Consider the following 21,243-nt stretch of genomic DNA (forward strand, 5'->3'; position numbering starts at 1 on the left):
GGCATTCCGTCCGGTAGGGACTACTGGCGGGTCCGCCTGGTCGCGTCCTGCTCTCCGCGCCTCCGGTTCTTGTCGCCCGCGGCGACGCCATGGACGTTCCGGTAGCGATCGAGCCTGAGCGAGATCATCGTCTCGAATTTGTCCTTCACCTCCGAGACGGAGAGCTTCTTGGCACCGCCATCCGGCGCGCTCGTGTAGAAGATCGTCTTGTTCGCCTCCGCCGGCTTCGGCAGGAGTTCCGCCGCCGCCAGGGTCGGTGCGTTCGCCACCCGGTCTATGAGGCGTTCGGCTCCGTCCGGCCCTAGGAAATGGACGAGGTAGACCTCGCCGCCGGTGAGCGGGCGCCCGATGCGCCTCTGGATGCGCAGAGAATCCCGTTTCAGCATCTCGGCCGCGAAGATCGCGGAGAGATAGGCGTCGCGCCGGAGATCCAGGATGCGGGTGCGCTCGGCGGGCGCCAGGGGCCCGCTCTGGACGAGCCTCGCCTCCCTATCGAGGCCGTAGGCCGTGCCGAAATCGCGCACGACGCCGAGCCAGGTGCGCTCGATGAACTGGAACAGGCCCGTCGCCGAGGAGGTCTGGGCCTGGATCTCCGTTGCGAAGCTCGATTCCTTGTCCGCGATCGCCATGAGCAGAACGGGGTCCACCTGCGTCAGGCGCGAGGCGCGGATGATCTTCTCGACGAGATGCCGCCTGATCTTCATGGGACCGAAGGCCAGGAGCTCGTCGGGGTTGCGCGGTCCCTTGGCTTCGAGCTCGAGGGCGAGCGCATTGTAGGCTGCGAGCTCGGGCCGCTGCCGGCCGCCCTTGTCCTTCACGGCCGAGAGGTCGCCCTTGAGCAACGACTGCCCGATCGAGGGGGCGAGCTTCACGGACGGAGCCGACAGGGGCTTCGCCTCGGCGAGGCTCGCGGCCTTGCTATCGCCGACGGAGGGGGCGAGTCGGATCGACGGCATGACGGAGCTCGAGGAATCCGCCTCGATATCCTCCACCTCGTAGAGCTGCTCGGCGACCTCGGCCGAGACGATGAGGACGGGCCGGTCGGAGGCGAGCGACAGGATCGCGGTCGCCTGGACGAGTTCCTGATCCTCCTCGGGGACCTCCGGCACGAGCAGCCAGCCGATCCCGGCAGCGAGCGCCGCGAGGCCGGCGATCCCGCCGATCGCAACATATTGCCAGCGCTCCGCCAGAGCGGCCAGGAGTCCGTTCCTTCGCTGCGCCAGCGTCTCGGCGGTTCGCAGCACTTCCGGCTGGGCGGCGAGGTTCTCGGTGAAGTCGCGCACACCGTCGAACCAGTCGACCTGGTTCATCCCGGCCTCGCTCTCGGCCTTGAGCTGCTCCGCTCCCGAATGGAGGAACTCCGCCGTCTGGACCGGCACGCCCAGCTCGCGACGGAGGTCGCGGGCGGTCATGCGGTCCTGCCCGGCGACGATGTAGATCGCCAGGAACCAATGCCTGAGCGTGGGCTCCGGCCGCGCGAAGGGGCTTCCCACGGTCGGGAAGCTCATAAGCCCGCAGGCCCTGCAGGCCAGCGCTCGGCGCTTCGGCACGAAGGCATAGCCCGCCCGGGTGTCGCAGGCCTTGCACGGCCCATCCCCGTGCTGAAGGCGCAGCAGCGCCTGGAGGCAGGCCTCCTCGGTCAGCTGCGCGTCGAGCGCCTTCGCGTTCCGCAAGGGACGATCCTGAGCGGTGCCCGCCCCGCGATCGAGGCTGGCCTCTCCGTCGGCAGTCTAGCCGATCGGCCGCGCCTCTTCGACCCGGGGATCAGCCTCCGAGCTTGAAGTAGCGCGTCGCCACGCCGGAGACCTGCCCCCGCGAGGTCTCGTCCTGAAGCTGCCGGAAGAACCTGTCGGCATTCGCCGGGCCGGAGAGCTTCAGGCTTGGGAGCGGCCGCGGCGAGGCGATCGCGATCACGAGCTGCGGCTTCTCGCCGGCGGAGCTCGCTTCGAGCCGCAGGCTGAAATTGATCGCGTCCCCGCTCCGCTTTGCGAAGGGGCCGAGACTGTGGACGAGCCCGTCATCCGCGACCAGCAGGAGCTCGACATTGGCATCGGCCTTACCGTCGACGGAGCCGCGCAGTTCCTGGCCGCTGCGCAGACGGTCGGACTGGATGGTGAGGCGCGGCGCGCGGCTGCCGCGCTGCGTCGCCTTCCGGGCAAGGAACTCCACCGCAGGGCATTGGGCGCTGGTCACCTGCCGCAGGCCGATCTCCGGCTCGAAACCCAGGTTGCGCTGAAAGGCGGTGTCGAATTCGACGAAGGGCGTCGGGCTTGCCCCGAAGGCCTCGATGCGCGCCTCACGGGCGGCGATCGCGATCGGCGCGACGAAGAAGCAGTCGCCGCCCGTGTAGTCGCGAAGGAAGCTCGCCACCTGGTCCGGGCTCGCTGGGCCAGCCGCCCGCGGCATCTCGGGCGGGGGCGGAGCGGGAGCCGCTGCCGGCGGCAGGTTCGCGATCTCGGCCGGCGGCTCGGGCTGCGGCTCGGTCCGAGGCGGCGGCGCTTGCGGCAGCAGCGCCTCGCCCCCATCCGGTGGGGGGGCCGGCTCGGCGCTCCGGCCGGGACTCGCGTCCGAGGCGCTCGGCAGCCCCGCCATCCGCTCGCCGGGACCCGACATGGCCGCCGGGGCGCCGCCGCCACCGGGGACGAGCTGCCGCAGCTGCGGAGCGAGGAGATATCCCGCTCCGCCGAGGCCGCCGAGCAGGAGCAGCACGCCCGCCGCGATGGCGAGGCCCTTCATGCCCCGCGCCCCGCGCCGCCCGCCGCTCGGCGCCCATTCGACCACTTCCGACATACTGGCCGGCCGGTCCTTGGGATTGGGCTGCAGCATCCGTTGCAGGAGCGGCCGGAAGCGCGGATCGACGCCGGTGAGGTCGGGCACGCGGCGTCGCTTCTCGATCACGTCGACATGGCTGTGCCCCATGTCGATCGCCTTGCCGAGCGCGGCTTCCGCGAGGACCAGCCCAAGGCTGTAGATGTCGGACTGCGCGGTGACGTTGCCGCCGAAGAGCCCAAGCTGCTCCGGGGAGACGTAGCTGAACTTGCCGGCGAAGCCGCTGCCGATCACCGTCCCCTCGCCCTGGCCGGAGCGGGCGATGCCGAAATCGATGATCTTGGCTCTGGCGAGGTTCTCGCCGGGGAGGATGATGTTGTCGGGCGAGACGTCGCGGTGGATGATGCCGAGCTCGTGTGCGGCCTGCAGGCCCGAGGCGAGCCGCTTCTGCAGAACCCGGAGCTGCTCGAGGTTCAGAGGGCCCTTCTGCAGGAACTCGGAGAGCGACTTCCCCTCCACGAATTCCATCGCCAGGTAGGGCAGGCCCCGGTCGATGGAGAAGACGAAATAGCGGACGATCGCCTCGTGGTAGAGGTTGCGGAGAGCGGAGGCCTCTCGCTTGAAGAGCGCGAGTGCGGCCGCGTTCTGGGCGAATTCGGGCCGGATCGTTTTGATCGCGACCTCGTCCCCCGTCTCGATGGCATGGCCGCGATAGACCTCGCCCATCCCGCCGGTCGCAAGCAGACTGTCGATCTCGTAGATCTCGTTCAGCCTGTAGCCCGGTGTGATCCGGCTGAACGGTCCGGGCGCGATGACCGTCTCGTCGGTCATTGCATGGTCTCCGCCCGGGCATTCGAGCGCTGCCTCGTTCCACCTATCACGACCGTATCCGACGCATCCGGTGCCGGCCGCTTGGCCGCGACGCCTTCAAACCGCACGACCACCACCGTCACGTTGTCGGTGGCGCCGCGCTCGAGCGTGAGCTCGACGAGCGCGTCTGTCGCCTGCTGGGCGCCCCCTCGTCCGACGCAGGCCAGGATCTCGTGATCCTCGACATGCCCGGTCAGGCCGTCCGAGCAGATCACGAAGACATCCCCCGGGACGAGGGATCCGTGCTCGAGCTCGAGCTCCGGCTCGGCTCGCACGCCGATCGCGCGCGTGATCACGTTCCGGCGGGGCCAGACCTTGGCCTCCTCCGGCGTCAGGAGTCCCCGTTCCAGCAGGTCGCGGACCTCCGTATGGTCGCGCGAGAGCTGCAGGATCGCGCCGTCGCGGGCGCGGTAGATCCGGCTGTCGCCGGACCAGACGCAGGCGAAGTGATCCTCGAAGGTGAGCAGGATCGCGACGGTGGAGCCGACGATCTTGCCCCTCTGCGTCGCGATCTCGTGCAGCGCCATGTTGGCGCGCAGGATCCGGTCCTCGAGCCGGGCCAGCAGATCCGCGGCCGAGACGGCGGTTCCGATCGTTTCCAGCGACTGCACGACCGTAGCACTTGCGAGCGCGCCGGCCTCGTGCCCGCCCATCCCGTCAGCCACGGCGAAAATTCCGTTCGCCGGCGCGACGAGATAGCTGTCCTCATTGACCTGGCGCACGCGACCGGGGTGGCTGGTCGCACCCACGTCGAAGGCGGCCGCATATTCGGCGGGGTCGTTGAGGCCCACCTGATGGTGCTCGGACGCCATGGCGGTCGTCATCCGGTTGTCGGCCGAAGCCGGGTCGTGAGCCCGCCGATCATAGCGTCTCGTCGAAGCGGCCCGTCAACATGCCCGTGTATAGGTACGGGTCGGGCATCCTGCGCCCGACGATCACCTGCGGCGCGAAGCCTTCGCCGCCGAGCGTCCACCAGAAGGTCGCGCTGCCGTAGAGACGGGCGTGATCGAGCCGGCGCAGATCGGCCAGGATCGTACCGAACTGCGCCGATGAGGCGTTCGCGACGACGGTGCCGTCCCGCGTCCGGACCAGGCCCTCGGTGGCAAGTGGCGGGGCAGGTCCCGGTTGCGGGGCGGCGAAGCGTTCGAAGGCGGTGCTGAGGGCTTCGAAGCTCGTCTCCTCGTTCAGCGCCGAAAGCAGGAGGTTCTCGGCCTGTTCGAGCCAGAGCTCGTAGGCCTCCATCTCGGGCGGGGGCAACTCGTCGCCGGGCTCCGCTCGGGCGAAGATCGTTAGGGGGAAGTAGCGGCCAACGCCGTCCACCGAAGGCATGATCGCGCCGAGGACCGCGCCGCCGCAGATCTCCCCGCCGAGCCAGAAGCGCCAGATCGGCGCGCGCAGGAAGGCGTCCTGCCAGGCGGACCCAAGCTTCATGCGGCTTGCCGAGATGCCGCCCTGGAGCCAGGGTTCCCAGGCCGAAAGGAACTCCTTGGGCGTCGTGATGGCGATGAAGTCCCGCTTGGACGGGAGCTTGCCGTAGAGGCCGCAGCGCAAGGTCAGATTCCGGTCGGGCAGCGGAACTCGCGGAGCGCGGGCAGCACGAGCGGGTTCAGGATCGAGCTCACGTTGAAACGGTAGGAGAGCTCGCGCCCGCCGGCCACGAAGGTCGCGACCACGCTGTCGCCTTGCCGCAGCACCGAGCCGGAATCGAGCATGCGGAACAGCGACCATGTCCCGGTCCGCTCCGCGAGGAGCTGCGGCGGGGTCGTCTGCCCCCCGCCGAAGAAGCCGCCGCCGAGCGTCTGGCCCTCCAGGATGATCGCCGTCCGTCCAAGCCCGGTGGGGCCGGGCCATTGCACGGTCGACGGCGCATTGATGCCCTGCTGCGTGACCACGGCCGTTCCATTGATATCCAGCTTAGCGCGCGCGGCGTCGCCCGTCAGCGTGAGCGGCGTCACGGCCATGGTGATCGAGGGCATGTTGCCGCCGGTGCCGAAGAACGCGTCGCGGATTTCCGCCGCGCGCTGGAACTCGCGCAGCGTCGCGGCCGAGAGCGAGCGCGCGATCTGATCGTCCTGCCGCCAAGTCCATTGCGCGCGGGAACGGTCGGCGCGCGGCGCGAGATTCGTCTGGAAGAATTTGTCGATGATCCCGTTCGGAGCGAAGAGGCGCGCGAAATCGGCGATCGGCACCTCGCGCTCGCTCCCGCGCGTGAAGGGGTAGCGGTTCGTCACGATCTGCTGGCAGTCGCGCGTGACCTGATCGGCCAGCATCTGGGCGAGCTGCGAGACGGCGGCGCCGGTCGCGCTGCCCTCGAATTCGTTCGCGATGCCGCGGATCATGGGCTCGAAGGGCGGCGGGAAGCGCGAGGCCAGCGAGCGCAGGTTCCGGGTCTGGGTGACGAGGTTGGTGTTCGCCGCCTGCGCCGTCGACGGGTTGGTCGCCTCCAGGGCCGCGTTCTTGAGCTCGTTCAGGTTCTGGATCAGTACGTCGACCGTGCGCCGCCCGGCATCGCCCTCAAGGAGCAGGTGGAACTGCCGGAAGCCCGCCTCGATATTGGCACCTGGCGCCTCGTTGGTGGGAATCGTGAAGCGGTCCGGCTGCACGCCCGCGCCGCCGCCCCCGCCGCTGCGGCCGCTCAGGGTGTTCTCCAGGGCGAGGCGCCCAAGTGCGGAGGCGGTGTTCGCCACGCTCGATGGCAGGACGTTCTGCATCTGCGTTTCGACCTGCCGGACGCCCGCCTCGGCGAGGATCGCCTTGGCACGGCCGGTGCGCGGGTCGGCCGCAGCCTGGGTTCCCCCCTGGCCGGCCCGGGCGCCTGGCCGCGCGGTCGGACGTTCGCGCGTGAGGCGTGTCTCGTCCCGCAGCGACTCGATCACCTGCTTCAGGGGAGAGGTCGGGGCCGAGATCGCCTGCAGGGCCGTGTAGCGCGGCTTGTCCTGGGCGAGAGGGCGCAGCTTCAACCGGTTGAGTGCGGTGGTCCAGGCGGGCGTGAACTCGCGCGCGTAGATCTTCAGGAGGTCGGTGAAGAGCGAACCGTATTGCGCTGTATAGGCCTGCTGGCGCCCGGCTTCGCCGAGGACCCAGCGGTCCCGGTCGGCGACCTCGGCCACGTCCCCGAAGCGGTCGATGAAGGCCTCGAAGAACCCGTCATAGGTGAAGAAGAACGGCACCCTGACCGACTCGAGATCGCCGCCCCCCACCACTTCGAACACGATGCCGGCGTCCGGACCGCCTGCCCTGAGCACGGTCCAGTCGCGCTGGGTCGCGGTTCGGGCCTGGGACTTCAGGAGCTCGTAGGTGCGCTCGGCGACGCTCAGCCGCGCGAGCGTGCGCTGGCAGTCCTCGACGAGCGACTGGTTGACGGTCACGAGCGGTGGCGAGCCGTCCTCGAGATCGAGCATCGCGACCAGATGCTGCTCCAGCAGCTCCCGCCCCTTGGCGAAGCCGGCGCCCGGATAGAGCGTCTCCGCCCAGTCGCGCCGCATCCAGTTGACGATGAGCTCGCGATCCGGGGGCGCCTCCGGCCGCCCGCCGAGCATGAGATAGACCTTGAGCGCCTCGTAGATGAAGCTCGGATTGTTGCGGTTCGCCTCGAGCAGCTCCTCCATCCGGAAGATGAGGCGCGAGCGGAACATGCGCTCGAGCCCTGTGTGATAGGTCGTCTCGGAGGCGGATTGCAGCCGCTCGCGCTGGCTGAGCCCCATGGTCGCCAGCACTGGCGTGCCGTCCTCACGCATCGCGTAGCCGGTCGGCAGGTAGCGCAGCGTGTTGAGAAGCGGCAGCACCTTGGCGAAGTTGCGGTCCGCCACGACGGTCTCCCGCAGGATGTCCGTCGCCTCGCCCCGATATTTCGTCAGCTGGGTGTTGGATTGCTGGATGAGCTGGTTGTTGCGCAGATAGCTCGTCCACCAGAGGCCCACGAGTGTCGCCGACACGAGCGCGATGGAGGCATAGCCGGCGACCCGCAGGATCGTCGCGCGGCGCACGGCGGCGCGGTTCGTCGAGACCCAGCCGGCCTCCCCGATCACCACCTTCTTGAGGAGATCCGTCAGAAAGTAGCTCTTGCCCAGCCCCGAATAGCTCGCCGCTCCGAAATCCTCCGAGCCGAAGGAGCGCGACAGCGCGCCGATGAGCTGGTCGATCGGCGTGCCCTGCTGCGTGCCGGAGGTGAAGTAGAAGCCGCGCAGGGTCGCGTTGGCGTGATAGCGGCTCGGCTCGAACACCTTGTTCAGGAAATCCACGACGTGCTTCTTGGTCGCGGCCATCTGGCTGGGGAAGCCAAAGAGGACGACCCGCGCCGTCGGCGTCGGTTCTTCCTGCAGCCGGTCGGGCAGCCATTCGTTCATGCGCTCGACCAGCGCGTCGAACTCGGCCGGTACTTCGCCGATCATGTTCCGGGTCTTGTCGGCTGTCTGGAAGGTATGACCCCAGACCATCCGGCGGTCGGGCTCGGAGAGGTGGCCGAAGAACTCGTTGAAGCCGGCCACGAGGTCGGCCTTCGTGAAGAGCGCATAGACCGGGAAGTCGACCCCCAGCCGCTCGTGAAGCTCGAGAAGGCGCTTGCGGATGGCGTTGGCATGCGCCTCGACCTCCGTCTCGTTCGCGCTGAGGAGATCGTCGAGGCTGATCGCGATCAGGACGCCGTTGATCGGCTGTTTCGGCCGGTTCCTCTTGAGGAGATCGAGGAAGGCGAGCCAGCTCGCGCGGTCGGCCTTCGTGTCCGAATCCTGCGTCGTATAGCGGCCGGCGGTGTCGATCAGCACCGCCTCTTCCGTGAACCACCAGTCGCAATAGCGGGTGCCCCCGATCCCGGCGACCGCTTCGGGCGTCTTGCCGCTGTTCAGCGGGAACTTCAGCCCCGAATTGACGAGCGCCGTCGTCTTGCCCGAGCCGGGCGGGCCGATGATGATGTACCAGGGCAGCTCGTAGAGATAATCGCCCTTGCCGCGCGCCTTCTTCAGCGTCGCGAGCGCGTCCCGCATCGCCTCGCTCAGGATGGCGCCGTCGCTGGTGTTCTCCTCGGAAGCGGCGAGCGCCTCCTCGATCGCCCGGGCTGCACGATATCGCTTCCAGATGTCCCAGCCGATGAACCCGAAGGCGGTCAGGATCACCGCCGCGCAGAGGGCGAGGGGGAGCCAGAAGCCTTCGAGCGGACGCATATCCCGGATCGCAATCAGTGGGCCCGCCCACCAGATCAGCGCGGCCAGCGCCAATGCGCCGATCAGCGTGAATGCGTATCTGAGCCAGGTCTTCCAGTTCATCGGGCCTGCCTCTCGGCGCTGACGGTGCTCATGCGAGCGCCGTCACGCGCTCCGGGGAATGAGGATCTCGACGCGCCGATTCTTCGCGCGCCCCTCCACGGTGTCGTTCGGGGCGATCGGCACGTCGGCGCCCTTGCCTTCCACCTCGATCCGCTCGGGCCGGGTCAGCTTCGCCTTCATCAGGCCCGCCACCGCCTTTGCTCGCTCCTGCGAGAGGTGGAAGTTGGACGGGAAGCGGACGTTCTTGATCGGCTGCGAATCCGTGTGGCCGACGACCTTGAGCGCGCCTGGCTCCTTGTCGAGGAGTGCGGTCAGGCGATGGATGAGTGCGGCGAATTCCGGCTTCACATCCGCCTGGCCGGGAGCGAAGAGGGCGGCCGCAATGCGGATGACGACCTGATTGCCGGTCTCCGCGACGGAGATGTTGCCGCTCGCGACCTCCGCCTGGAGCACGCCGCGGAAGCGCGCCACTTGGCTCTGCGGTGGAGGGGGAGGCGGCGGTGGCGGCGGCGTGTAGATGCGCCGCTGGATGCCGACCTCGCCGATCGGGTGGACGGTCACCATCGCGGTTGCGGCGGCCTCCGCCCCGCCGGCGAGCAGCATGCGGAGGATGAAGAAGAGCCCGAGCAGCAGGACGCCGACCACGGATGCCACCGCCCAGACCGGCACCTGGAAGCGCGATATCGCGGCCGCGATCGCCTGGCCCTGCCAGCGCGGCGAGATCTCCCTGTTCGGTTGCCGCGTACGGCGGAGCAGCTCGTAGAGGTTGCGCTGGATCGTCTGCAGCGCCGCCGGGCCGCCGGCCGAGGTGCCGTGGATGCCGCGGAAGCCCAGCGCGAGGCAGGCATGCATCAGCTCGAGCAGGTAGTAGTTGCCGACCGGGTCGACCTTCGCCCGCTCGAGCTCCTCGAAGAACCTGACCCCGCCGATGCGCTCGCCGAAGAAGCGCGACAGCATCGAATACTGCGTCCAGACGTGCCGGTCGTCCGTCGGGATGTTCTGGACGATGTCGTCGGCGGTGGCGCAGACGATGTATTTCGCGACCCGGGTCTGCTCGGCCGAGATGCCGGCCGTGCGGGTGTCGCGCTCGAAATCCTCGATGGTCGCCGCGACCTGCTCCATCAGGTTCGCGAAGGAGGCGCGCGAGAGCTGCACGCGCAGCCGCCCGAGCAGGAGCAGGAGCGGTCCTCCGGCGCGCAGGAATGGGTTCTCGTTCGGCGCGACGACCACGTCCCGCTTCAGGACGAGCGCACGCTGGCGCTCTGCGGCTGTAAGGGGAGGTGGCGGTGCGGCGGGCTGCGGGAAGGCCCAGGCATCCTCTCCGGTCGAAGGCGCACCAGGCACTGCACCGTAGGAGGCGGGCGCGAAGGCGGGCTGGGAGCTCGGGGCGACGGGAGCCGCGCGCTGCGGCGGGGGCGGAGGAGGCGGCGGAAAATGCGACGGCGGGGGAGGGGCGCCGGGGCCCGGGGCCTGCGGCGGGCTGGGCTGAGGGGCCGGTTCCGCCCGGCGCCCGCCCGGGTTCGGCATGATGATGGTGCGATCGCTCCTGCCGAACGGATCGAAGGGCTTGCTCATGGGCCGCCTCCCCGCAGGTGAGCCGTCTGGCCGGCCGGTAGCCTCGCCCGGACGGAGGTCATCGCCGCCCCTCCAGCACTGCCCAGAGCTCCAGTTCGAGCTCCGGCCAGTCGCCCGAGAAATGCATGCCGATCGAGCTCGCGACCGAGAATTCCGGCCAGAGCGGCGATTGCCGGTCGAGCAGGAAGTAGACGTGGTCGGTGATCGCGCGGATCTGCGGCGGTGGCGTCGGCAGATGGACGAGGCCGACGCCCGGAAGGTGGGCGTGGACGATCTCGTTCATCTTCGTGTTGGGACCGACCTTGAAGAGATGCGGAAACTGGCTCTGGATCTCGGTGAGCGGGCGGCGGGCCGCGACCTCGAGAACAAGGGCTGCGTTCCGGAACAGGTTGCGGTCGCGGATCGTGGACACGAAGGCGTTCGGCGCACGCTCGATGATCTCCAGCCGGATCGCCCGGCGCCCGAGCTGGGCCGACAGGAAGTCCTGGATGTCCCGGACGATCGGCGTGAACACCTCCTCCAGATTGTCGTGATCGTAAGCCGGGTAGGTGCGGGCGCGCCGCTCGGCGGTCGCGAAGGTCGCAAGCTCCCCTGCGATCCGCAGGAATTCCTCGTAGAGCCGCTCGGGGTGGATGTACCGGGACTGCCTGAAGTGCTTCAGCACCGGGATGTGGCGGTTGAGGAGCTGGAGAACGAAGTAGTCCGCGCTTTGCAGCCCACCGCCCGCCGTCGGATCGGCGGCGTAGCGGGCAAGCTCCTCCAGCTTGTTGTCGATCCAGCCGATGACGCGGTCGATCCAGCCGTCCACGACCGGATGCGCCGCGCAGCTCAGGACGGGCGGAGCGAATTTTTCGTCGAATACGATCGTCCGGTCGCGCACCTCCAGTACGCGCGCGATCGGCAGGCTGACATAGCCGGGCTTGCCGGTCCGCCTCAGCTCGAAGGCGAGACGCGGATGGGCTACGTCGATTTCCTCCTCCACCCGCATGGGAGAGGCCGCGTCGATCAGGACCTCCGTCGCGGGATAATAGCGCGCGGCGCTCTCGGCCTCGGCGTCCTCGACCTCGCGCGTGTTCGCGGCCGCGAGCGGTAGCGACAGCCAGAGAAGCTGCTTCCCGGCGGTCTCCGGGACGTCGATGGGCGGAGGCAGCGGCGAGGAACCCGGGACGTCGAACGGCGTTCCGTCCGGCATGATGCCTGTGGCGCGGCGCACCGAGAACTTGCTCTGCTGGGCGAGGTCCCGGTCGATCTCGATCGTGGAGAAGCCCCAGGGATAGGGCGTGATGTGGCGGACCCGGCTTTCGAGCAGGGCCTCCATGTAGCGGTCGCTCTGCTGAAGGTGATGCGGCCGAAGGAACAGCCCTTCGGACCACACGACCTTGCTCGTCCAGGACATCCGCGTTCCCTGTTCTGCCTTGCAGGTATAAAGCCACGGGCCGCGCGGCAGCAAGCAAACGCGACCTTCCGCTTCAGACCTGTGCAGACTTCCATTGCGGAGATGTTTCGCCGTGCCGTTGCGCACGCCGCAGGGACGCTACGACGCCCGGGCGAGTTCCCGCTGCTCCTTCCGCGAGGGTCCGTCGGGCCGGAGGCGATAGATCGGCACCGGCTCCAGGAATCCGTCGAGGGGATGGCGGCCGATCATCTCCGGATCGGCCCCGAGGTGGTCTGCGAACGCCTTCGAGAGGAGGAGCGGCTCGCCGAGCACCTTGTTCATCTCCGCGATGCGGCTCGCTAGGTTCACATCCGGGCCAATCACCGTGAAATCGAGCCGCGCGCCGGACCCGACATTGCCGTAGGCCGCTTCGCCATGATGAAGCGCGATCCCGGCCTCGACCTGCGCCGGAAAGCGCCCGGCCCGATTGGCCTCATCCAGCTTCACCAGCGCGGCGGTCGCGGCCGAAAGCGCCGCCTGGGCACTGCCGCCGGTGTCGTCGCCGTTATCGGGGAAAATCGCGAGCAGGCCGTCGCCGAGATATTTCAGCACCTCGCCGCCTTGCGCTTCTATCGGAGGGACCAGGCAGTCGAAGAAGGTGTTGAGCAGCTCGACCGCGCGCTCCGGCTCGAGACCGGACGATATGCGCGTATAGCCCCGCATGTCGGCAAACAGGATCGCGGAGCGGATGCGGCTCACCTGCCCGCGCTGGATCGTGCCCGACAGGATGGCCTTGTGCGGCTCGTTGCCGACATAGATGCGCAGGACATTGTCCAGGCGCTGGTTGACCGAGCGCGTCTCGAGGACGGCAGCGAGCGTCGGCATCACGAAGCGCAGGACGGAAAGCGCCCGCCGGTCGAAACCGTGCTCCGCCCGGGTCGCAAAGGTGACGCCGTTCCGCGTGCCGTTCGTGAAACAGAGGGGCACGCAGATGTAGAACACGTAGCCTTCGGCCTTCAGCTCGGGGATGATGTCGAAGGCGTCGTCCGGCGTCCTACGGAGGTCCAGGACCAGCCAGCGCCCCGTCCGGTGCGCCTCGGCGAAGGGGCTGCGCTCGTAGGCGCGTTCGGACGCCTCGCCGTGCGGGAAGAGCTGGGAGGTATAGCCGCCCTCCCGCGTCCATCTCCGCCCGACCCCGGCATATTCCGAATGGAGCGCGTCGATCGCGGTCGTCATCCGATCCACCGGGACGCCCAGCGCGTTCAGCCGCTCGGCGAGGCCCGCCAGCAGGCCCGCCCAATCCTGAAGCCGGGTGCCTTCCGCGAGAAGCCAGTCACGCAGGGCGAGTCCCGGTCTGAACAGCGCCTGATCGAGATCGCCGATCTCCTCGCCCTCCGTGTCGGCGCTCGGCCAGGAGCAGGCGCGCGGAGCCGTGGGTTCGGAATCGAGCATCGGCTGCAAGGTGGTTGCACCTTCGGTGAAGCGCAAGCCAAGCTTCGGAAACGTGGCGGGAACGAGTCCATCGAGGAGCCGTTGACTCGGCCGAGTCGAGTTGCCCCGAGTGCTCGTAGCGTACGGAGTTCGCCGATGGCCCCCCGGTCCAACTGGAAGGGATATCTCAAGCTCTCGCTTGTGTCCTGTCCCGTCCAGCTCTTCCCGGCGACGACCACGAAGGAGCGGGTGTCCTTTCACCTTCTCCACCGGGACACGGGAAACCGGCTGCGGCGCAAGCTCGTCGATCCGGAAACGGACGAGGAGGTCGCCTCGGACGAGCAGGTCCGCGGCTATCAGGTCGCTAAGAACGAGTACGTGATCCTCGAAGAGGAGGAGATCGACTCCGTCGCCATCGAGTCGACGCATACCATCGACATCGAGACCTTTGTTCCGCGCGACGAGATCGACGAGACCTTCCTCGACACCCCCTACTATCTCACCCCGGATGGCAAGCTCGCAGAGGAAGCCTTCGCGGTCATCCGGGAGGCCATGCGCCAGAAGAACGTGGTCGGCCTCGGCCGCGTGGTCCTCTACCGGCGGGAGCGGCCTATCATGCTGGAGCCGCGGGGCAAGGGCCTGGTCGCGACGACCCTCCGCTATGCCTACGAGGTGCGGGAGGACGAGGATTACTTCGAGAATATCGGCGAGCCTGAGGTCTCGGAAGAAATGCTCGACCTTGCGACCCACATCATCGGCCGCAAGATGTCGCATTTCGATCCGAAACGCTTCGAGGATCGCTATCAGAACGCGCTGCTGGACCTGATCAAGGCGAAACAGACGCACCAGCCCATAAAGGTCAACGTGCCCGCAAAGCCCTCGAACGTCGTCAGCCTGATGGACGCGCTGCGCCGGTCCATCTCGGCCGAGCAGGACAACGGGAAGGCGGAGAAGGCGGACAAGGCCCCCGCTCGGGCCAAGGCGGCCAAACCGGCCGCCGAAGCCAAGCCGGCCAAGCCTGCCGCCGATCCGAAGCCGAAGGCCCCTGTGGCCGCCGCCCGGCGCGCCGGCGCGAAACCTTCGCCCAAGTTGAAGAAGGCGAGCTGAGGGCTACCTCGGCTCAGTCCATGATCGCGGCATAGACGAGTTGGCGCATCATGCGGCGGTAATGCTCGCGCCGGCCGGGCGCCTGCACCATGATCAGGCCGTAGAGCTCCTCGCGCGGATCGACCCAGAAGCTCGTGCCGCCAAGCCCCTCCCAATAGAAGTCGCCGGCCGAGCCCGGGAAGCTGGAAATCCCGTCCTGCCTTCGCACGGCAAAGCCGAGGCCGAAGCCGTAACCCTCGGGCAGGATGTCTGGCATGATCCGGATCTCGGGCCCGAGATGGTCGGCGGTCATATAGGCGAGCGTCCGGGGCGACAGGAAGCGCACACCGTCCAGCTGCCCCCCCGAGACCAGCATGTGCAAGAAGCGGGCATAATCAGAGGTCGTGGAGGCGAGACCACCACCGCCATTCTCCATCGCGACCTCGGCTGAGATATCCAGGAGGTGCTGGGCCTCGCCAGTCTCCGGATCGGTCGGGAAGGGCTGCGCGATCCGAGCCTGGTAGTTCGGCGGCACGACGAAGCCGGTCTCCATCATGCCAAGCGGCTCGAAGAGCCGAGACCGCAGCGCCACGCCGAGGGACAGGCCGGTGACGACCTCGATCACCCGCCCGAGAAGATCCGTCGAGCGGCTATAGTTCCACTCCGTCCCGGGATGCGCCAGGAGCGGCAGCGTGGCGAGCAGCGCCGCCTGCTCGGCATTGCTTCGGCTGCGGCGTCCCGCCTCCGCTTCCGCATAGGCCGTCTGGACCGGGCCGTCGTCCATCCATTCATAGGTCAGGCCCGAACTGTGCCGCAGGAGATCGTGGATCGTGATGGGCCGGGCGGGGGGCACGAGGTCGAACCCGCCCTCGCGCTCGACCCGCACCTTCGCCTCGGCGAATTCAGGCACGAAGGCGCTGAGCGGATCCGACAGAAGGAGGCGGCCCTCCTCGACCAGCATCATGAGGGCGACCGAGACGAGCGGCTTGGTCATCGAGTAGATGCGGAAGATCGCATCCCGCTCCATCGGCTCGTCCCGGGCGGGATCGCGCCGGCCATAGGCCTTGAAATGGACGATGCGTCCGCGCCGGGCGACGACCGTCACGGCGCCCGGTACGAGGCCCTTCTCGATGTCGGCCGTGATCACGTCGCCGATGCGTGCCAGGCGCTCGCGCGACATCCCGACATCCTCGGGCTTCGCCCAGGCGATCGTGTCCGACATGCGCTCTCTCCCTAGCCCGGCCAGGCCTCCCTGCCGAGGCAGCACTTCTTGAACTTGCGCCCGGAGCCGCACGGGCAGGGATCGTTGCGGCCGACATGCCGGAAGCGGTTCCGGAGCGGCTCCTCGCCAGGGTCGTCGGGCTCGGGACGGGCCGAGAGGAAGTGGTCCAGCGCCGCCAGGGCGTCGTCCAGATAGCCGTACTGGACCGGATCGAAGCGCGACCTGTCCGCCGGCCGTAGCCGCGCTGCATCCAGCATCTCGTCGAACGAAGCGGCCTCGGTGAGATCCTCGAGCAGCCTGCCCTCGTTCCGCGCGGCGGTCACGCGCCCGGCGAGGTCGTCGAACCCGAGCAGCGCGACGGCCTCCTCCCAGCCGGCCCAGCCGGCTTCGCCTGCCCGAATGGGCCGTTCGTCGTCGAAGCGCCGCAGGAAGGCGTGCGTCCGCTCGCGCGGGATGCGCTGCTCGAACGTCAGGAACGCGAGCGCCTGAAACAGGCTCCAGCGGGCGAATTCGTCGACCTCCGGGTTCGCGAGAGCCGCTTCCAGCGCCTCCGCGTCTCCGTCGAAGACGCTCACCGCGATCTTGGGCAGCGTCATCGTGAGCGTGTCGCCGAGAAGCTCCTCGAGCTGGTCCGATGATCTGGCGAGCAATCGCAGCAAAGGCCGGAAGAGGCGCATGTCGCGGGCCTGCCCCAGCACATGGATGCCCCAGAAGAGCAGGTTCTGCTCACGGCTCGTCAGCGTCTCGCCGGATGCAGCGCGCTCGACGGCCTGGAGCACGGGCTCGGCCACCGTTTGGGGGCGGCGGACCGCCTCCTTCAGCGCCTCCGCCGGCAGATGCTGCGCGACGGAAAGCGCCTCGACGAGATTGATCCGCCCGGCCGGGATGAGGTCGCCGCCCCAGCCCTCGCTCACGACCGCAGCACCGCGCCGGTCTTCTTCGCGACCGCGGCCACGATCTTGGCCGAGACCGCCTCCAGCTCCGCATCGGTCAGCGTGCGCTCCGTCGGCTGGAGCGTCACCTCCAGGCCCAGCGACTTTTTGTCCGCGGGGATGCCCTGACCTTCGTAGACGTCGAACAGGTTGACGCCGGCGATGAGGCCGCGCTCGGCGTTCTCGGCCGCGCGGAGGACCTCGCCCGCCGCAACCTCCCGGCCGACCACGAAGGCGAAGTCGCGCCGCACCGGCTGCAGGTCGGAGAGCGCGAGCTTCGGCTTCATCTTCGTCGGCCGGTACTTCGGCAGCGGGAGGGCATCGAGCGCGATCTCGAAGGCAACGAGCGGGCCTTTGACATCCAGCGCCTTGAGGATGCGGGGGTGCAGCTCGCCGAAGGAGCCGACCACGTTACGCGGCCCGAACTGGAGCGTCCCCGATCGGCCCGGATGGAGCCAGTCCGGTCCGCCGGGGACCACCTGAAGGCCTCCCGTGGATACGCCGAGGGCACCGAGCAGCGCCATGGCGTCCGCCTTGGCGTCGAACGCGTCGACCGTCCCGGCACTGCCATCCCAGTGGCGACCGGCCCCGGCAACTTGGGCCGTTCCGCGGCGGATCGCGGCGGCGTGGATCGACTGGCCCTCGGGCTCATCATTGGCGAAGCACTGGCCGACCTCGAAGAGGGCCACGTCGCCGTAGCCGCGGTCCGCGTTCCGCTGGGTCGCCTTGAGGAGACCCGGCAAGAGGCTCGGCCGCATGTCCGAGAGATCGGCGGCGATCGGGTTCGCGAGCTGGAGCGCTCGCGCGCCGCCGCCGAAGAGCTTCGCCTCGTCGTGCGAGATGAAGGACCAGGTGACGGCCTCGACAAGCCCGCGGGCGGCGAGCTCGCGCCTGGCGAGCCGGGTCCGCTTCTGCAGCGGCGTGAGGATCGGCTTGGCCACTCCCGGCTGGATGCGCGGCAGCGGCTGGGAGGTGACCCGGTCGAGCCCAGCGATGCGCACCACCTCCTCGACGAGATCGGCCCTTCCCTCGATGTCCGGCCGCCAGGAGGGCGGGAGCACCTTGACCCTCTCGTTCGCGGCCCCGCCCGCGACCGTGAAGCCGAGTTCAGAGAGGATGACCTTCGCTTCCGCCCGCGGGAGGTCCAGGCCGGTGAGGCGCTTCACCTCGCTCCAGGGAAAGTCGATCGCGCGCTCGCGCTCCGGGATCTCGCCCGCGAGCAGGATCTGCGACGGCTCGCCGCCGCACAGATCGAGAACGAGCTTCGTCGCAAGCTCCAGCCCCGGCACCGTGAAAGCCGGATCGACGCCGCGCTCAAAACGGTAGCGGGCGTCCGTGTTGATGCCGAGCCGCCGCCCGGTCCTGGCGATGTTGAGCGGATCCCAAAGGGCGGACTCGATCAGCACGTCCGTGGTGTCCTCATCGCAGCCGGAATGCTCGCCGCCCATGACGCCGGCGATCGATTCCGGGCCGTTCTCGTCGGCGATGACGACGATCTCTTCGTCCAGCGCATAGGTCCGCCCGTCCAGCGCGACGATCTCCTCGCCGGACCTCGCCCGCCGCACCGTCAGATTGCCGGCCACCTTCGTGGCGTCGAAGACGTGGAGCGGCCGGCCGCGGTCGAAGGTGACGAAATTGGTGATGTCGACGAGCGCGTTGATCGGCCGAAGCCCGATCGAGACGAGGCGTCGCTGCAGCCATTCGGGCGAGGGCCCGTTCCTAACCCCACGCACCAGCCTGAGGGCGAAAGCGGGGCAGAGCTTGCGGTCGTCCTCTTCGAGATCGAGCCGGACCTGGATGGGGCAGGGGAAGGAGCCCGGGACGGGCTCGACCTTCGGGGTCCTGGACGAGCCGATGCCCGCTGCGACGAGGTCGCGCGCGATTCCGGCCACGGAGGTGCAGTCCGGCCGGTTCGGTGTGAGATTGATCTCGATGAGTGGGTCGTCCAGGCCGGCATAGGCCGGATAGGACTGCCCGACCGGTGCATCGGCCGGCAGGTCGATGATGCCGTCATGATCGTCGGAGATCCCGAGCTCGGCGGCCGAGCAGAGCATGCCGCGGCTCTCCACCCCGCGGACGTTCGCCACAACGAGCGTGAGGTCCTTGCCGGGCACATAGGTCCCGGGCGGCGCGAAGACCGACTTCATGCCGGCGCGGGCATTCGGTGCGCCGCAGACGACCTGGACCGGCTCGCCGGAGCCGGTATCGACCATGCAGACGCGGAGCCGGTCGGCATTCGGGTGCTGCTCGGCCGAGACGACCGATGCGATCACGTAGGGCCGCAGGGCCGCCGCCCTGTCCTCGACGGCTTCGACCTCGAGCCCGATGCGGGTGAGCGTCTCGGTGATAGCCTCGAGCGAGGCGGCCGTGTCGAGATGCTCTTTGAGCCAGGAGAGGGTGAATTTCATGACGTCAGCCCGCCCACCAGGCTCGGCATGTCGAGAGGCCGGAAGCCGTAATGGTCGAGCCAGCGGATATCCGCGTCGAAGAACGCGCGCAGGTCCGGCATTCCGTATTTCAGCATGGCGATGCGGTCGATGCCCATGCCCCACGCGAAGCCCTGCACGACGTCCGGATCAAGCCCGCAATTGCGCAGCACGTTCGGATGCACCATCCCGCAGCCGAGGATCTCCAGCCAGTCGTCCCCCTCGCCGAAGCGGATCTCGTCGCCGCGGCGGGAGCACTGGATGTCGACCTCCATCGAGGGCTCGGTGAAGGGGAAGAAGGATGGCCGGAACCGCATCTTCACTTCCTCCACCTCGAAGAAGGCCTTGCAGAACTCTTCGAGGATCCATTTGAGGTTGGCGAGATTCGCCTCGCGGTCGATCACCAGTCCCTCGACCTGATGGAACATCGGCGTGTGGGTCTGGTCAGAATCATGCCGGTAGGTCCGGCCCGGGATGATGACCCGGATCGGCGGCTCCTGCGCCTTCATCGTGCGGATCTGCACGGGCGAGGTATGGGTGCGCAGCAGCTTCCGCTCGCCCTTGTGGTCGGGCTGGAGGAAGAAGGTGTCGTGCATCTCCCGGGCCGGGTGCCCGACCGGGAAGTTGAGCGCCGTGAAGTTGAGATAATCGGTCTCGATGTCCGGGCCTTCCGCTACCCGGAAGCCCATATCGGCGAAGATCGCCGTGAGCTCGTCCACCACCTGGCTGATCGGATGGATGCGCCCGCGCGTCTCCGGCGCATCGCGGACGGGCAAGGTGACGTCCACGCGCTCGGCGGCGAGCCGGGACTCGAGGGCCGCGTCGGCCAGCTTCTCGCGCCGGGACAGGATCGCGTTCTGAACCTTGTCCCGAAGCCCGTTGATCAGCGGGCCCTTCTCCTTGCGCTCTTCGGGCGTCATGCGGCCGAGCGTCTTCAGGAGCTCCGAGACGGAGCCCTTCTTTCCAAGGGCGGAGACGCGCAAGGCCTCGAGCGCCGCCTCGTCGGGTGCGGCCTCGACTTGGGCGAGCAGATCGCGTTCGAATGTCTGGAGGTCGGTCATGGGCGGGCGATCTGCTTCGAACGCGTCATCGCCGGGCTTATCCCGGCGACCCCGATCGGAGAACCGCAGCGCCTCAACCTATCGGGGATGGCCGGGTCCCCCCATCAAGTCCGAGGGCAGGTCCGGCCATGACAGCAACGTGAGTGGTCAGGCTGCCTTGACAAACTCGGCCGGCAACGCCGCCTTCGCCTGTGCGACGATGGCTGCGAAGGCTTCGGGCTCGCGGATGGCGATGTCGGACAGGACCTTGCGGTCGACCTCGATCCCGGCCTTGGCGAGGCCGTCGATCAGGCGCGAATAGGTCAGGCCGTGCTCGCGGGCAGCCGCGTTGAGACGCTGGATCCAGAGGGCGCGGAACGAACGCTTCCGGTTCTTGCGATCCCGGTAGGCGTATTGCATCGACTTCTCGACCGCCTGCTTGGCGATCCGGATCGTGTTCTTGCGGCGGCCGTAGAAGCCCTTCGCCTGTTCCAGAACCTTCTTGTGCTTGGCGTGGCTCGTCACGCCGCGTTTCACGCGGGCCATGGGTGATCTCCTGGGAAGCTAAATCGGTGTCTGCGGATGCGTGCGGTTCTTCAGCCGTTCTGCCGAATGTCAGCCATTCGGCAGGAAGAACTTCTTCACGTTGTCGGCGTCGCCCTTGAACAGGGTGGTCGTGCCGCGCAGGTTGCGGATCTGCTTGTTGGTCCGCTTGATCATGCCGTGCCGCTTGCCGGCCTGGGCCCTGATCACTTTCCCCGTACCGGAGATCTTGAAGCGCTTCTTTGCGCCCGACTTCGTCTTGAGCTTGGGCATTTGGCTCTCCTGAACGCGCCGCGCCCGGGCGGACCCGGGCGGCGCATCGATTGCTGCTTGGAGCAGGGATGAACCGCCACGGCAGCCCTACCGGCCGGGCGATCCAGAGGCGCGGCTTATGGCAGACTATCGCGGGAGGGGCAAGACGCTGCGGGAGGGGAGGCTACGGCCGGGCGCGGCATTGAAATGAGCATCAAACGATGCTGAAACCCGTGCTGCGCTGCCGGAACATCTCCATGCGAACGACGATCGTTCTCGATGACGACCTTCTCCGGACGGCTCAGGAACATACCGGCGCGACGGAGAAGTTCGCCCTCGTCCGCGAGGGGCTGAAGGCGCTCGGCGAGCGGGAAGCTGCACGACGATTGATCAAGCTCGGCGGAGCCCAGCGGGACGTCAAGGCTCCGCCCCGACGGCGCCCGCCGCTGGCGTGATCCTTT

The 21,243-nt window shown here is 68.4% G+C and carries 16 protein-coding genes; 2 read left to right on the forward strand and 14 right to left on the reverse strand.

Translation table 11 applies throughout. The features are described from left to right. Positions 1 to 20: 20 nt before the first annotated feature. The 8 genes from HJG44_RS24485 to HJG44_RS19995 form a co-directional block, all read right to left on the reverse strand. Positions 21 to 1,673 (reverse strand): transglycosylase SLT domain-containing protein, encoded by a 1,653-nt coding sequence (locus HJG44_RS24485; protein ID WP_430395079.1) that lies wholly within the window; start codon positions 1,671 to 1,673, stop codon positions 21 to 23. Between the two features lie 91 nt (positions 1,674 to 1,764). Further along, a complete protein-coding gene (locus tag HJG44_RS19965) occupies positions 1,765 to 3,600 on the reverse strand; it encodes a serine/threonine-protein kinase (protein WP_171220108.1) in 1,836 nt (611 codons plus the stop codon). Then, positions 3,597 to 4,463, reverse strand: a complete 867-nt coding sequence (locus HJG44_RS19970) for a PP2C family protein-serine/threonine phosphatase (protein WP_246736386.1) — start codon at positions 4,461 to 4,463, stop codon at positions 3,597 to 3,599. Before HJG44_RS19970 ends, HJG44_RS19965 begins: the two co-directional genes overlap by 4 nt. Positions 4,464 to 4,500: 37 nt before the next feature. Next, a complete protein-coding gene (tagF, locus tag HJG44_RS19975) occupies positions 4,501 to 5,190 on the reverse strand; it encodes a type VI secretion system-associated protein TagF (RefSeq protein WP_171220109.1) in 690 nt (229 codons plus the stop codon). Positions 5,191 to 5,192: 2 nt separating this feature from the next. Further along, on the reverse strand, positions 5,193 to 8,900 hold the full coding sequence (tssM, locus tag HJG44_RS19980; RefSeq protein ID WP_171220110.1) for a type VI secretion system membrane subunit TssM: 3,708 nt from the start codon (positions 8,898 to 8,900) through the stop codon (positions 5,193 to 5,195). Between the two features lie 42 nt (positions 8,901 to 8,942). Further along, positions 8,943 to 10,475, reverse strand: coding sequence for a type VI secretion system protein TssL, long form (tssL, locus tag HJG44_RS19985; RefSeq protein WP_171220111.1), 1,533 nt, complete (start codon positions 10,473 to 10,475; stop codon positions 8,943 to 8,945). Positions 10,476 to 10,533: 58 nt separating this feature from the next. Then, entirely contained in the window at positions 10,534 to 11,871 is a 1,338-nt protein-coding gene (gene tssK / locus HJG44_RS19990) for a type VI secretion system baseplate subunit TssK (RefSeq protein WP_171220112.1), read from the reverse strand. 138 nt (positions 11,872 to 12,009) lie between these two features. Continuing rightward, positions 12,010 to 13,302 carry an adenylate/guanylate cyclase domain-containing protein gene (locus tag HJG44_RS19995; protein WP_171220375.1) on the reverse strand — a complete coding sequence of 431 codons (1,293 nt, stop codon included), beginning with the start codon at positions 13,300 to 13,302 and terminating at the stop codon, positions 12,010 to 12,012. Between the two features lie 135 nt (positions 13,303 to 13,437). On the opposite strand from HJG44_RS19995, the gene ku reads away from it, so the two are divergent. Beyond that, entirely contained in the window at positions 13,438 to 14,388 is a 951-nt protein-coding gene (ku, locus tag HJG44_RS20000; RefSeq protein ID WP_171220113.1) for a non-homologous end joining protein Ku, read from the forward strand. Positions 14,389 to 14,401: 13 nt separating this feature from the next. Here the strand turns inward: ku and HJG44_RS20005 are convergent, their stop codons facing one another. The 6 genes from HJG44_RS20005 to rpmI all read right to left on the reverse strand — a co-directional run bounded on the left by HJG44_RS20005 (position 14,402) and on the right by rpmI (position 20,803). After that, positions 14,402 to 15,589, reverse strand: coding sequence for a serine hydrolase domain-containing protein (locus tag HJG44_RS20005; protein WP_171220114.1), 1,188 nt, complete (start codon positions 15,587 to 15,589; stop codon positions 14,402 to 14,404). 11 nt (positions 15,590 to 15,600) lie between these two features. After that, positions 15,601 to 16,503 (reverse strand): DUF1186 domain-containing protein, encoded by a 903-nt coding sequence (locus HJG44_RS24300; RefSeq protein ID WP_171220115.1) that lies wholly within the window; start codon positions 16,501 to 16,503, stop codon positions 15,601 to 15,603. Beyond that, a complete protein-coding gene (gene pheT / locus HJG44_RS20015; RefSeq protein ID WP_171220116.1) occupies positions 16,500 to 18,929 on the reverse strand; it encodes a phenylalanine--tRNA ligase subunit beta in 2,430 nt (809 codons plus the stop codon). The genes HJG44_RS24300 and pheT overlap by 4 nt, the downstream gene beginning before the upstream one ends. Further along, complete coding sequence (gene pheS, locus HJG44_RS20020; RefSeq protein ID WP_171220117.1) at positions 18,926 to 20,008, reverse strand: phenylalanine--tRNA ligase subunit alpha; 1,083 nt, start codon at positions 20,006 to 20,008, stop codon at positions 18,926 to 18,928. The genes pheT and pheS overlap by 4 nt, the downstream gene beginning before the upstream one ends. A gap of 147 nt (positions 20,009 to 20,155) precedes the next feature. Continuing rightward, positions 20,156 to 20,533, reverse strand: coding sequence for a 50S ribosomal protein L20 (gene rplT, locus HJG44_RS20025; RefSeq protein WP_171220118.1), 378 nt, complete (start codon positions 20,531 to 20,533; stop codon positions 20,156 to 20,158). A gap of 69 nt (positions 20,534 to 20,602) precedes the next feature. Next, positions 20,603 to 20,803 (reverse strand): 50S ribosomal protein L35, encoded by a 201-nt coding sequence (rpmI, locus tag HJG44_RS20030; protein WP_171220119.1) that lies wholly within the window; start codon positions 20,801 to 20,803, stop codon positions 20,603 to 20,605. Between the two features lie 200 nt (positions 20,804 to 21,003). On the opposite strand from rpmI, the gene HJG44_RS20035 reads away from it, so the two are divergent. Next, positions 21,004 to 21,237 carry a type II toxin-antitoxin system VapB family antitoxin gene (locus HJG44_RS20035; RefSeq protein ID WP_346767225.1) on the forward strand — a complete coding sequence of 78 codons (234 nt, stop codon included), beginning with the start codon at positions 21,004 to 21,006 and terminating at the stop codon, positions 21,235 to 21,237. Positions 21,238 to 21,243 lie beyond the last annotated feature (6 nt).

The organism is Enterovirga aerilata (assembly GCF_013044135.1).
In the GTDB taxonomy this organism is placed as follows: domain Bacteria; phylum Pseudomonadota; class Alphaproteobacteria; order Rhizobiales; family Beijerinckiaceae; genus Enterovirga; species Enterovirga aerilata.

What these genes read in the sequence shown, in the direction of transcription:
- HJG44_RS20035 (WP_346767225.1), top strand. Translation starts at nt 21,004, where the DNA reads ATGCTGAAACCCGTGCTGCGCTGCCGGAACATCTCCATGCGAACGACG.
- tssK (WP_171220112.1), bottom strand. Translation starts at nt 11,871, where the DNA reads ATGTCCTGGACGAGCAAGGTCGTGTGGTCCGAAGGGCTGTTCCTTCGG.
- pheT (WP_171220116.1), bottom strand. Translation starts at nt 18,929, where the DNA reads ATGAAATTCACCCTCTCCTGGCTCAAAGAGCATCTCGACACGGCCGCC.
- HJG44_RS19965 (WP_171220108.1), bottom strand. Translation starts at nt 3,600, where the DNA reads ATGACCGACGAGACGGTCATCGCGCCCGGACCGTTCAGCCGGATCACA.
- HJG44_RS20005 (WP_171220114.1), bottom strand. Translation starts at nt 15,589, where the DNA reads ATGTCGGACACGATCGCCTGGGCGAAGCCCGAGGATGTCGGGATGTCG.
- HJG44_RS19970 (WP_246736386.1), bottom strand. Translation starts at nt 4,463, where the DNA reads ATGACGACCGCCATGGCGTCCGAGCACCATCAGGTGGGCCTCAACGAC.
- HJG44_RS19995 (WP_171220375.1), bottom strand. Translation starts at nt 13,302, where the DNA reads ATGCTCGATTCCGAACCCACGGCTCCGCGCGCCTGCTCCTGGCCGAGC.
- tssM (WP_171220110.1), bottom strand. Translation starts at nt 8,900, where the DNA reads ATGAACTGGAAGACCTGGCTCAGATACGCATTCACGCTGATCGGCGCA.
- rplT (WP_171220118.1), bottom strand. Translation starts at nt 20,533, where the DNA reads ATGGCCCGCGTGAAACGCGGCGTGACGAGCCACGCCAAGCACAAGAAG.
- ku (WP_171220113.1), top strand. Translation starts at nt 13,438, where the DNA reads ATGGCCCCCCGGTCCAACTGGAAGGGATATCTCAAGCTCTCGCTTGTG.
- tssL (WP_171220111.1), bottom strand. Translation starts at nt 10,475, where the DNA reads ATGAGCAAGCCCTTCGATCCGTTCGGCAGGAGCGATCGCACCATCATC.
- rpmI (WP_171220119.1), bottom strand. Translation starts at nt 20,803, where the DNA reads ATGCCCAAGCTCAAGACGAAGTCGGGCGCAAAGAAGCGCTTCAAGATC.
- pheS (WP_171220117.1), bottom strand. Translation starts at nt 20,008, where the DNA reads ATGACCGACCTCCAGACATTCGAACGCGATCTGCTCGCCCAAGTCGAG.